10 protein-coding genes are annotated in these 12,896 nt (G+C 45.7%); 2 read left to right on the forward strand and 8 right to left on the reverse strand.

Going from position 1 to position 12,896, the window contains the following annotated elements:
* Nucleotides 1-9 precede the first annotated feature (9 nt).
* The 5 genes from ACFWMP_RS07125 to ACFWMP_RS07145 form a co-directional block, all read right to left on the reverse strand.
* A complete protein-coding gene (locus tag ACFWMP_RS07125) occupies nt 10-939 on the reverse strand; it encodes a carbohydrate ABC transporter permease (RefSeq protein ID WP_042125419.1) in 930 nt (309 codons plus the stop codon).
* Between the two features lie 170 nt (nt 940-1,109).
* Nucleotides 1,110-2,693, reverse strand: coding sequence for a response regulator transcription factor (locus ACFWMP_RS07130; RefSeq protein WP_341061505.1), 1,584 nt, complete (start codon nt 2,691-2,693; stop codon nt 1,110-1,112).
* Entirely contained in the window at nt 2,693-4,414 is a 1,722-nt protein-coding gene (locus tag ACFWMP_RS07135; RefSeq protein WP_379422732.1) for a sensor histidine kinase, read from the reverse strand. The genes ACFWMP_RS07130 and ACFWMP_RS07135 overlap by 1 nt, the downstream gene beginning before the upstream one ends.
* A 67-nt stretch (nt 4,415-4,481) precedes the next feature.
* Nucleotides 4,482-6,644: an alginate lyase family protein gene (locus ACFWMP_RS07140; protein ID WP_379422734.1), complete on the reverse strand. Its 2,163-nt coding sequence runs from the start codon at nt 6,642-6,644 to the stop codon at nt 4,482-4,484.
* Nucleotides 6,634-7,755, reverse strand: a complete 1,122-nt coding sequence (locus ACFWMP_RS07145) for a glycoside hydrolase family 88 protein (RefSeq protein WP_379422736.1) — start codon at nt 7,753-7,755, stop codon at nt 6,634-6,636. Before ACFWMP_RS07145 ends, ACFWMP_RS07140 begins: the two co-directional genes overlap by 11 nt.
* 209 nt (nt 7,756-7,964) lie before the next feature.
* On the opposite strand from ACFWMP_RS07145, the gene ACFWMP_RS07150 reads away from it, so the two are divergent.
* Nucleotides 7,965-9,227, forward strand: a complete 1,263-nt coding sequence (locus ACFWMP_RS07150; protein ID WP_379422738.1) for a TraB/GumN family protein — start codon at nt 7,965-7,967, stop codon at nt 9,225-9,227.
* A 300-nt stretch (nt 9,228-9,527) separates the two neighbouring features.
* Here ACFWMP_RS07150 and ACFWMP_RS07155 read toward each other — a convergent pair whose 3' ends face one another.
* The gene (locus ACFWMP_RS07155) at nt 9,528-10,814 is read right to left on the reverse strand and encodes a Gfo/Idh/MocA family protein (protein ID WP_379422740.1); all 1,287 of its coding nucleotides are present in this window, start codon (nt 10,812-10,814) and stop codon (nt 9,528-9,530) included.
* Nucleotides 10,815-10,960: 146 nt separating this feature from the next.
* On the opposite strand from ACFWMP_RS07155, the gene ACFWMP_RS07160 reads away from it, so the two are divergent.
* Nucleotides 10,961-11,788, forward strand: a complete 828-nt coding sequence (locus ACFWMP_RS07160) for a helix-turn-helix transcriptional regulator (RefSeq protein ID WP_339269678.1) — start codon at nt 10,961-10,963, stop codon at nt 11,786-11,788.
* Between the two features lie 3 nt (nt 11,789-11,791).
* Here the strand turns inward: ACFWMP_RS07160 and fucU are convergent, their stop codons facing one another.
* Both fucU and ACFWMP_RS07170 read right to left on the reverse strand, forming a co-directional pair.
* Nucleotides 11,792-12,220 (reverse strand): L-fucose mutarotase, encoded by a 429-nt coding sequence (fucU, locus tag ACFWMP_RS07165; protein WP_076284304.1) that lies wholly within the window; start codon nt 12,218-12,220, stop codon nt 11,792-11,794.
* 12 nt (nt 12,221-12,232) lie between these two features.
* Nucleotides 12,233-12,883, reverse strand: a complete 651-nt coding sequence (locus ACFWMP_RS07170; protein WP_076284305.1) for a class II aldolase/adducin family protein — start codon at nt 12,881-12,883, stop codon at nt 12,233-12,235.
* Nucleotides 12,884-12,896: the final 13 nt, after the last annotated feature.

Raw genomic sequence — 12,896 nt, forward strand, 5'->3', positions numbered from 1 at the left:
CTCCCCCCTTTATTCTTCATTTCTCATTTTCCAAGTAGCTGCGGTGATCAAGCCTATGACGGCGAATAGCAGCCAGGAAATTGCAGAAGCATAGCCCATGTTGTAGTATTTGAACCCTTCCTCATAGATCCTGAACACAAGCACGGTAGAAGAATTGTTCGGGCCACCTTCGGTCAAAAACGCGATGATGTCGAACACCTTAAACGAGCCAATCAGCATAGTTATAAGCAAGAAGAACGTGGTTGGACGCAGCATCGGAACCGTGATGGCAAAGAATTTCTTCAGTGCGCTGGCTCCATCTATTTCGGCGGCTTCGTAGATTTCATCGGAAATATTCGTCAAGCCGGCCATATAGATAATAATCGTGTAACCCAGACTCGCCCAAGAACTGATAATGGCAATCGATAACAGCGAGGTCTTTGGATCCACCAGCCATTTTGGAGGACTGGAAATTCCAAGCTCCATCAAGAACTGATTGATCGGTCCAAGGGATGGATGGAACAATGCGCTCCATACGGCGGCAATTGCAATAATCGAAGAAATATAAGGGATAAAGAAGGCAACTTTGAAATAATTTTTAAGAAATACACTATTTTGAATCAATGCCGCCAGCACCAAAGCAATCGCAATCGGTATCGGCACGGTCATAATCATATAAATAGCATTGTTCTTCAAAGCTTGAATGATGCTCGGATCATGGAACATTTTGATATAGTTATCCAATCCGATAAACTCGATTCCTTGAACCCCCGACAATAGATCCCATTTCGAGAAGCTTAAATAAAGTGAGAATCCAAGTGCAAATACATTAAGAAAAAGCATTCCGACAATTTCCGGAGCTAGAAACAGCCACCCGGTCAAAGCCTCTTTCCGCTGCGGAGTCCAGAACTTCCGCTTCTCCTGCAGAATTTTTGGCACAGGTTGTTTTGCAGCCTCCACGTTGTATCACCTCGACAATTTGATTTGTCATTATAGTAATATATCCGCCTCCCGCATGAAGGAGTGATTATGACCCGAGATGTGCAAGATTTTGACCTTTGTCTTTCGACATCAAAAAAACCGCCCTAGATGGGCGGCTGGTCTATTCGGTAGGTTGAGAATTGCGCTTCTCAGCGTACCGAGTGTTTGGATTTATATTCACTCGGTGTTGTTCCCACATATTTTTTAAACACTTTTGAAAAATAGGTTCTGTCCGAATATCCCAAACCAACGGCTAGCGATTCCAGGTTCTGGCTGGAGATTTTCAGCATTTTGGTCGCAACCTTCATCTTGTGCTGATGTACATAGTCCGTAAAAGTCAGACCTGTCATGCGTTTGAAATAACGAGAGAAATAGCTCGGATCCAGAAAGAGATAACGTGCCATATCAATTGAAGTGATGTTATCACCAAGATGCTGATCGATAAATTGCTGGATAAGCTGCAGCTTGGGCTCCTGCGGGGGAGTTCCCGCCACCTGCTGTTTGTTGCCTGTAATCTGCACAAGCTTTCTTTCCACCAGTTCCATCGTATCCTCCAGTGTGCGGGTTTGTACGAGATAGACGAACAGATCCTCATCGAATGTTAGGCTAGTGAACATCAGCTCGATACCTCGGAGCATAAAGGATAAATCCCGGACGAAATCGCCCGGATGGATAGCCATAACTTTTGCAGTCCTAGCGATTTCCTGAAGAGTGCCACGGATGGCTTCAAGATCATTTTTAATCACGGCCCGTTCCATCTGCGGGATATAACTATCCAGAAATCCTTGAGGAGCAGGCTGGAAGCGAGGGGTAGCGATTTGCAGAGTATCCAGAACTGTGTATTCCGCACTCGCATAGAACTCGCACTTGTCCTGGACAATTTGCCGATGAATCTGTCCAATCGCCTGCAGCTCTATTTTCTCAGTGACTGCGATGATGCCCGGTTGAATCTTAAGGAGATGGGAGCACTCGGAACACAATCGCTGTAAATAATCATGAAAATAAAGACTGGCATTCTGCGCCAGATTTACACGGTAATTATACAGAATTACAATATTCTTCTGTTCCAAAAAAGGCGTAATCCCCTCACACGCTTCAGACAGCTCTAGGGCTATATTGTAGATGGCATATAAAATAAGTGGATACTCGCTCTGCTTGTACCTCTTCTCGAAACTGGAAAAGTGAATGCTGACCGTGCCCAGCATGAACCACGGGTATGTCCAGGATATGCCGATTTGCGCCGCATAGGCTAGCGTGGTTTCGGGCGGGGCGCCGCCAATCACCCTTTGCAGCAGATTCTGCCGGAATAACTGGCTGTTGTAACCCGTCTCCCCATGCTTGATTAGCCCGATCTTCGATTTAAGCAAGCGTACAGACTTGGCAAGGCTTTTCTCCAGTTGCTCGTCCGTAAGCTGGTCCTTAATTAAATAGTCATCCACCTTCAGCTTTACCGCTTGCTGAGCATAATGGAAATCCTCATGACAGGTCAGGAAAATAATTCTGACCTCCGGCTTCATCCGGGTAAAGTAATCGGCCAGCTCAATCCCGTTCTTTTGCGGCAAGCCAATATCTGTGATCACGATATCGGGTTGTACTTCCTCAAACATTAATAACGCCTTGGCACTGGAATAGGTGCTGCCGACAATCTGCAAGCTATGTGCTTCCCAGTCAATCATCTGCTGAAGCACCTTGAGCATAGGAACATCATCATCTATGAGCATCACTTTATACATCAATATCCCTCTCTCTCCGACAGATTAACCTGATGATTGCCTTGCGGCAAATACAGTGAAACGGACACCCCACCTTGCGGCAAATTATGCAGCGACAAGCGGGTATCCTGACCATAGGTCAGCCTCAGCCTTTGAACCACGTTAATTAAACCGACCCTTTGATAAGTTCCATCCTGTTCATCGTCCTTGTAGAGCAATCTGCGGTTCAGTCCTGCCAGAATTTCTGCCCCTGCACCACAGCCATTGTCTTCGACTTCAATCATAATCCCATCAGGGATCGTTCGGGCACGGACGACAATACGCGGTGCCGGGTGGTCAACTAGACCGTGAACGATGGCATTCTCTACGAGCGGCTGCAGAATAAGTTTAGGAACGATGAGCTTCTCTGTATCCGCTTCCAGATCGACCTCCAGTTCAAGAGGGATTTCGTTGCGGATCTTCATGATGTCGATATAATGGCTAAGCAGTCTGCATTCTTCCCGTAAGGTAGCCGGTTCATTGACCTTCAGATAGGCACGGAGAAGACTCATTAGCGAATCAATGATCCCGCTGTGCAGCTTATCTTTAGCCAAAATAAGGCTACATTTGATCGAATTCAACGTGTTGATCAAAAAGTGGGGACGAATCTGCATAAACAGCGCCTCAAGTTCCATCACTCGCTTCTGTTCTTGCTCCAGCTCGATGTCGTGAATCAATCCTTGCAGTTGATCCAGCATAGTATTCAATGTCTGCCCTAGCTCAGCGATTTCATCCTTGCCCTTGACCTCCAGCCTGACATCAAGATTCCCCATCCCGAACTGGCGCACAACGCGCTGCAGCTTCATGATCGGACTATGCAATCTTTTGGCAATCAGCATGGAAGTAGCCGAAAAGACAATAAACAAGAGAAGCACTAAACCAATACCACTATAAAAAGTTCGCGAAATCTGGCCCGACCATTCTTTCTCTGAAGCTTCATAGACCAGCTCCCAATTGGATTTGTCGATGGCTCTGGCCGTACGCACGCTCCCTCTAGCTTCCTTGCCTTCTGGGGCTAGCTCTGAGTTCCCGGCGATAAGACCTCCTCTGGAATCAAACAACGCCAGCTTGCCAAACTCGACCGGCCCGAGCAATTTGTTGAAATAGGCATCGGGAATCGAGATGAGAAGCACGGACACCTGCTGTTTCTCCCGGCTATCATAGATTACTCTGGCAATATAGTAGCTACTGCTTTTACCGGAACCGCTGTCAGCCATCCCAAGCCATTGCAAGGTCTCCGGTTCGTGAATATTGACACGTCCCATCAGCTTGTCCATGTTGGCATTAATCACGGATAAATTCTCAGTCCCAGAGGAGATCACAAAGTGTTTCCGGTTAACCAAATACATGCGAATGTTATTATTTAGCGGCTTAGAGTTGATGAGCGAAAACACATCCTGAATTTGCGTAAACTGTACGTAATCCTGATAGGTATTCAATCGCTCGGTATCTGCAAAGACCTTCAGATTGGCGCGAAAATTGGTATCGTTTACAATAAAATGCGATGCAAATGTCACATCATCAATGGTCTTGTTTAGTTCGTCAATCATAACGTTCAGAAAGTTATCGTTGCTGAGCTGCAGCTTTTCTACCATCGTATCCCGAATAAGCACAAAGGAGATGATCGATACTGCAATCAGCGGAATAAAAATCAGCAAAAGAAATGAAACCTGGATACGTCTATAGTAAGTGAATTTGAACATGTTTTCTCCGCGCCTCTCTCATGCTCTTTTCTTTTATTCTATCAGCCCGTTATCCAGTATACATGCATTATCTGATTACCGTGACTTTCTTTTGACCGTTTGCGAAAACTATAAGCACCACTTCACCAAATATTTGTATACCTTCCACTACATAGGAATCCAAGTGGCTGGATGGAACCTCATGACTGATCACGATAATATGCTCCTCATTCCTTTCAGGGAAGCTGATGCGGCATGCCTCCGCCTGCACGGCATCCACAGGTTCACCCGTATGGCGGTAAATCGGTACCTGTTCAACCAGTGGACAGAACGGCTCACCGGAAGGCTGCGGGTACAGCATCTGCATCATCGATACCGTTCCTTTTCCCGTTCGGGCGTAAACGGCATGCTGATTAGGTTCCAGCAGATTGTATTCGCGGGAAATTACCCCGTCATCAATCTTGCCCTGAAGTCCTTTAACATTAACGGGAATGATGCAAAGATTGGCTTCCCGCTCATTTTTTGTACGGCAAATGAATGTCTCCTCTTCCATCTGAACCGCTCCGGGCGCAAAATGAAAATGCTGGGAAAACGTATGCTCCTGACGGCAGCTAAAGCTGTCGACCAGAAGCCAGTAATAAGGCTTGATGAATATGATCCTCCTTAGCAGGTGTACCGGATCATCCAAATGACGGTAGCCATCATGGCTGCCCTCAACATAATCAAAGTCCGGATTGCTGATCCATTTGCTGCCTGCCGGCTTCGCAATTTGGGAGAAGGACCATGTATCCGTGATTTCAGTGAATCCAATTCCGTCAACAGTAGTCGTATTATGGGCAGCGCTTTCTTTTAACGCTTTTCTAAGTGGTGTGTGATCACTATAGTTGTATCTGCCCAGATCGGTAAGCATATCCCGCCCAAAGGCATGCAGATCGAAATGTAGCAAATCCGCGTGACCATGTCCACCACCAAGCGGTCCGCAGTGGAAATATAGGTACAAGTCCTGCTCGTCCCAACCCGTTCGCATCACATAATGACCGGAATGTGTGAAAGAGCGCGACAAGTAAGGCGGTTCCTCCGCAATCAGCTGCTCGTAGCCTTCAACTCCATTCGTTCCGAACAACCAGGCATTGTCATAATCCATATGATCGTATCCGCCAAAGCGGAGCACAGAATCCTGGAACAACCAACCTGCATAAGTCAAAATCGAACGGACATCGCTGTCATCGCTATCCCCGAGCATCGGCTGCCGATGATTCGGTTTGGCCCAATACAAGGAAGCGACGGCCATTTGATGAACTTTTTGCTGAAGTTCATCCTGTAGCTCCAGTCCATTCATGCGAGCCAAGCGGATGCAATCGAGAAAACATACCAGAACCTCATGGTGATAGGTGGGCGATTGCTCCCAATGGATACCGTCCGCCATGACCTGGATTCTAGCCGTCTCCCCTAATCTCTCCTCACCGAGCCGTCGCCAAATCTTAGCCCTAGTGAACTCAGGGAAGTAGAGCGCGGTTTGGAATAAACCACAAGTCTCCAGAACGCCCCAATTGCTGATATTCTTCCAGCCCGTAAACGATAAAGCTAAATATTCGCTGTGTTCATGAAGGGATATCATCACTTTCGCCAGAAGCGTCGGTGTGAGCAGCGGACTATCCTGTATATAGGACAGCGCTTTGATCCAGTTCGCACAGCGAAGACCCGCTTCAATTGTGCGCCAAGTCAACGTATCATTCGTAGGCATGTCTGGAACAGGATTACGGTCCATCCAATCTTCAAGCTGACAGCAAAATGTTCTCGCATACTCCTCATTACCTGTTATCTCATACGCTTGTCCTAATGCCACCCAGTAGCGGTGGCGATTCAGCATATAAGCCCATTCTACATCCTTATCCGGAATATAACGCCAGTCAATTTCTTCCTCAAAGGTAACCGGAATGCGGCTGCGCTCCATATCCCAGGGAAACCGAAAAAGAAACGTCTGCTCCATAACTTCATCCGCCGTCTTTATTACGACTTCCAGCTCATCTGCGCAATATTGCTGTATATAATCGATATGCTGCTGTTTCCGACTGTCCTCTGCCCGCCAGCCCGGCGTGCTCCGACTAGTCAAATACCGATGCAATTCAGTCAGCGCATCGTCCTGCCGTGCTTGGCTGAGCGCATCCTTCACGGGCGCTAGAGCAGGTAACTCAAGGTCGAGTAGCGTAAAGACAGCATAGGGAGAGGTTGATCGGACATCAGCGTTCATACCAGTACCCCCTGGTGCCTTTTTGCAGCCGCAGTAACGCTTCGAGGTAGAAATAATCTCCCCAGATCATGAAATCATCCGGAGACAGACCGCCGCGTACATGGTAAGAGCCGTGCTTCAGCAGCCCCTCCGCATCTTCACCGATCGTGGAATAGTTCTGCACAAGTGAAGTCATCGACTGTATTAATCCCTGCTGAAAATAAGCCCGTTCGGGATCTCCCTCTTCCATTAGCTCCAGCAGTTCCTGTAGTCCAGCCGCAACAATTGCAGAGGCCGAGCTATCCCGGTACGTATCCGCAGACACTGGAGCATTAAAGTCCCAGTAAGCGACATGATCCTGTGGCAAATGCTCCAGAAAATAGCGGGCCATCCGCTTGGACGTTTCCAAATACAACGGATCCTTAGTATAGCGGTAAGACAATGCAAAACCGTAGACGCCCCAGGCTTGCCCGCGTGTCCAAGTCGATCCGTTAGTATAACCTTGGTGTGTAGCACCGCCAATCGGCTCTCCGGTCTTCTGGTCGAAGAAAAACGTATGGTAGGAGCTGTCATCTCCCCGCACCAGATAACGTTTCGTCTTATCCGCCTGCATGACCGCCACCTGCCGATATAGGGAATCACCGGTCTGTTGTTCCGCCCAATACAGAAGAGGGAGATTCAACAGACAATCAATAATGATGCGCCCACCTTCCTGGGCATCTCCCACAGGTCCCCAAGCCTGAATATAACCGCCGCCTGTGCGCCAGCGCTTCAGTAATAAGTCCGCCGCCTGCAGTGTCAACTGACGCGCGGATTCGTCTTTATCTATAATCCACTGGGCCTTGGAGGATAACGAATACAAAAATCCGATGTCGTGATGATCAAGGACCGTCTTTGCCGCGAAACGGCGGCGGAAATCCTCTACGGTATGAGATGCCGCGATACGAAAGCTGTCATCCTGCGTATATTCATAGCACAACCACAACATGCCGCTCCAGAATCCATTGGTCCAGTCGTCATTGTTATTGAGCTGGTAAGTTCCATTCATGCTCACATGAGGGAATCTGCCCCCGAATCGGTCTATATTCTTACGTACCTTCTCTATCGCATCTTCAATCGCATTGCTCCACATAAGTTCCTTGCTCCCTTCGGGCTCTTCGTTTCTTATGTTTCATGATAAGGAGAGTCAACAGGATCTAATAGGGGCGATTTTTGCTTTGATGTGCATTATTTTGACTTTTGTACGAAGTAACAAAACGTATAACTATTTATGGAAAAATACGTTAAAATCAGAAAGTGACTTACAACTTTCATTTTTTTTAGAAACGGAGTGTCCTATTAATGAAAAAGCTAGGTGCATTATTTTTATCCATTTTCATGGTTATGTCTGTCTTTACCACTGCCCATGCGGCTGAAAAGCCTGTCGGTGTGTGGATTGATGGAACAGAAGTAAAGTTAGGAAATTCTAACCCTGTTGTAGAAAAAGGAACTACCTTGGTTCCTATGCGTCCACTCCTAGAGAAGCTTAATGTAAATATGAATTGGAATAAAAAGACCCAAACCGTAACGGGGACCAAAAATGGACTAGCCCTCTCTCTGACTATCGGCAGCACCACAGCAACGGTAAACGGGGAGAAGAAAAAACTAGAGGTGGCTCCTAAAACCATCAACAATGTCACCTATGTTCCTGTCCGCTTTATCGGTGAAACTATCGGCTATAAGGTAGAATGGAATGCGGCGCAGCGCACCATCACCTTTGCAGCTAATAACGAGGCTGCAGGGAGCACCGGATTCTTATGGAAAGTGGAGAACAACGGTAATACCGTCTATCTACTTGGCTCTATCCATGTGGCTAACGACAAAATGTACCCGCTACGCCCGGAAATTGAAGCTGCTTTTGAAGCATCTCAATATCTCGGGGTCGAAGTTGACTTAACAAAGGTTGATCAAACGGAGATGCAAAAGTTCCTTACGGAGAAAGGTTCTTATACAGATGGGACCAAGCTCAAGGATCACGTTTCCGCTGATACCTATAACAAAGTTGTTGCGCTTCTGAAAGCGAATGGTCTTGCAGGAAATGCATTCGATTCCTATAAGCCATGGGTCGTTACTCAAGGTATCTCAAGCCTACAAATGCAAACAACAGATTATACACCGGATACGGGTATCGACCTATATTTCACACAGAAGGCAGGTAAACTGAATAAACCTATCATTGAATTGGAAAATATGCAATTGCAGCTGAACATGTTCAATCAATTCTCAGATGGATTGCAAGAAAAGCTTCTCCTTGATACACTCGATAGCCTCAAGCAAACGGACAAAGCTGCAGCAACGGCATCGCTGGATGCATTATCCCAAATGTGGATGCAGGGGGATGAACAATCCCTCGTAGCTATGACACAAGCGGTCGCTAAGGAGCCAGAATACTATAAGGGTCTTGTTTCGGATCGGAATGCCAACATGGCGAAGCATGTAAAAGAGTATTTAAATAGTGATAAAAAAGCGACTTATCTTGTCGTTGTTGGTGCACTACACATGCTGGGTGATGATGGCATTGTGACTCAATTGCAAAAAGACGGCTTTAACGTCGTCAAACAATAAATACTAGTGTCAAAATAAATAAGGCTGTCTCTTAGTCATCTACAATGACTATGGAGGCAGCCTTTTATTTTTACTTTTTTAGCTCAATCTAAAAATAGTAGTAAATTGACGTGAAGACAGAGCGGAGGGGTGGAGGGATTCTGGAGAAACGCCAGTGTTCGCCTTTAAAGACCCATTTCAACTGCTAATCTTTCTACTATTCAGAAATTGGGCTTTAACAGCGATCGTAAGAACCCTCCACTCCGCAGCGGTTTATTCACAAACAGGCTACTACTATTTTTGGTTTTGAGCTTTTTCCTTCTACCATTTGATTAACTGATCCACCTTCACCGGAAGTCCAGTAGCGATCGAACGATTAGCCGCAATCCCGGTCATAATGGACAACGCCCCATCCACATGGGAAGCTGCACGATTAAACCGATCCTCCACAGGTCGTTCAAAAATATCACGAAGCATGACCGGATCTCCGCCCCCATGTCCCCCAACGCCTTCTTCAATTTCAACTTCATAAGGCGGCGCAAAATGAGGGAATACAGTTATTTGCTTGTCCTTTAGTGCCCCTTCATCTTCTTTCTTCCCCCCGGCGTTTACATAGGACTGTTCAACAACCTTAACTTCCATCCGCCCCTTCGTCCCATTAAATACTACAATGAAGCCTTCCCAAGGCAAATAAGCATTAAGTGAATAGTTCATAATCATCTTGTTTTTGTATTTGACCATGACTGCCATCGTATCCTCAATGCTGATATTATCACCGAATACACTTTGATCTCGCAGGTACCCATCTTCATGCTCGGCATCCAGATACATTTGCTTAAGCTGCTCGTTGTCTTTTAGATGAAGCGCAAAGGGATCATTTTCCGCTGCACTACTACCATGGGCACGCTGATAAAACTCTGTCCCCCCGCGCTTCTCCGCATTCTCTCTGCCATAGAACCTTAAATCTCCCATGGCATAGACCGTATCCGGACGAGAGCCCAACCAGAAATTCATCAAATCGAAATGATGTGTTGATTTATGAACCAACAGCCCTCCGCTGTTCCGTTTATCCCGATGCCATCTGCGGAAGTAATCCGCCCCATGCTGTGTATTTAGCAGCCACTCAAAATTAACAGATAACACTTCTCCAATCGCCCCATCCATGATCAATTCACGGATTTTGGTATTGTGCGGGGCATAGCGGTAATTGAAAGTAACACGCAGTTTTTTCCCCGTCTTCTCAATCGCTTCAAGAATTTCCTGACATTTCTCTTCATCTACCGTCATTGGTTTCTCCGAAATCACATCACAGCCAAGCTCCATCGCCCGGATAATATAATGGTGATGTGTGCGGTCAATACTCGTAACGATAACTACATCCGGCTTAGTCTCTTCAATCATACGATCAAACTCATGAGCTTTATAAGTAGGAACCGCATGATACTGATATTTCCCTTTCAGTAATCGATTCGCATAATCCATTCTTGCCCCATTCACATCGCAAAAGCCTACAATTTCTGAAGTTTCACGATAATTCGTAGTTATCTCACCATAGAAGAACTCCGCTCGGCCACCGGTACCTACGAATACATATTTCTTCTTCGACACAAGGATCACTCCATCGCTATTGATTTTGATGCCGTTTCTTCTTATAGTTTATAGTATAAAATACATTCAAATCTAAGCGATTATTAGCAAAAATAGCGAAAACTTTGCATATATTAGCTTCATTATCTGAAAGGGGCAAATCTACAATGGAACAGGAGCTAGAACCTCCATTTATCATTGAACAAATCAAAAGAGCCGGCCCATTCAGCATGGATTCCGACCATTATCACGATACATATGAAATTTATTATTTACTCGCAGGAGAGCGCAGCTATTATATCAACAATCTGATTTATACCTTACGCAAAGGTGATTTGATATTTATTAACAAAAATGAACTCCATCGCACCACTTCTAAGGGCTCAGCACGCCATGAGCGAATATTGATTAACTTTGAGGAGGACTTTCTGCAAAAAACATTGGCGAACTACGACCTAAGCATTCCTTTTCTAACTACACAAAGCTTACTTCTGCGTCCCGGAGTACATGAACAAGGAGCCATCGAATCTATCCTTTTCTCCATGCTAAAAGAACAAGAAGAACATCGATCACAGCAAATCCCCTATCTTCAGACACTTCTCATCCAGTTATTTATTGAAATGAACAGAGTACAAGAAATAAGCCGCGAGCCCATCGCTCCTGAGAGCAGTGAGAAGCAGCTTAAAGTCTACGAAATGATCGATTATTTACAGGCACATTATGTTGAAAAGCTTACATTAGAGCAGCTATCCGAAACTTTTTTCATCAGCAGTACCTATCTTTGCCGTTTATTCAAACAGACCACTGGCTTCACCATTGTTGAATATCTAAACTACATTCGGATCAAGGAAGCCCAACGACTCTTGCAGAGCACTAACACTAAAGTCACTGCCATTGCAGAGAATACAGGCTTTGACAGCATCGCCCACTTTGGGCGGGTGTTTAAGCAAATCGCCAAATGCTCACCTCTGCAATACCGCAAGCAGAATCGCTGATCATCAGGCCTTGATTACACCTTTTTTGATAATAATATTTCCATAAAGTGCTTCTTCACCTGTGACTACAACAGCATAACTTTGCTTAGAACGATTGTAGAAATCAAACCGCTCCTCATATTTAATCGTCGCTTCAGCGTCATGTTTGGCGATTATCGACTCGTACGTGGACCAGATCACCGGCACCGTAGGATCTCCCTCAACCACAGCCATAAACGCCACCTGATGTTCCACATAATGATCTAGGGGCAGCAGTTCCAATATTGCATCCAAAAGATCAGGTATCCCAATACCATCATATCTTAGTACTTTTGAGTTTAAGGAGTGTCCTGGATAATTAGCATCTGCCAGTACAAGCTCATCACCATGACCCATTTCCATCATCACACGTACCAGTTCCGGAGATAGTAGCTTAGGAATTTTTTTCAACATCCAAGCACCTCATTACTTCCCATAAAAAGATCTCAAAGCAACCAGCTCATCAATCCGATGCTGTGGCAGCTCTCTCTCCCCGTCAATCATACGTGTAATAAAGGTAATCTTGGCTGTATATTCGAGTCTCTCCATATTCAGATAAGCCTCCATAACATCCGTTCCCCAAGTAAGTGCTCCGTGATTTTCGAGCAGGACTGCTGTTTTTTTGCCAAGGAAAGGCATCACTGAGTCCGGGATTTCTTCTGTTGAAGGTGTTCCGTATTCCGCCAAAGGAATATCCCCGATCATGATAACCGACTCTGGCATCATCATTTTATCGAGCGCCTCACCTTTAATGGCAAAAGCGGTAGCATACGGGGGATGTGCATGAACCACACCATTCATCTCAGGTAGCTCATTATAAATTCTCAAATGCATTTTGGTTTCCGTTGAAGGTCTGTATCCTTCCGCCGCTTCAAGAACTTCACCTTGCAAGTTTACTTTTACAATCATATGTGGCTCTAAATATCCCTTGCTTACCGCTCTGGGGGTAGTGAGAATTTCATTCTCTGATAACCGTGCTGAAATATTCCCATCATTGGCGGCAATGAAATCTTTATTAAACAAATTTCTGCCAATATCACAAATCTGCGAACGTAGTTTTTGTTCCAAGTTATCCATAAGTTCTCTCCTA

This window comes from Paenibacillus sp. NPDC058367 (assembly GCF_042723305.1).
Taxonomy (GTDB): domain Bacteria; phylum Bacillota; class Bacilli; order Paenibacillales; family Paenibacillaceae; genus Paenibacillus_AQ.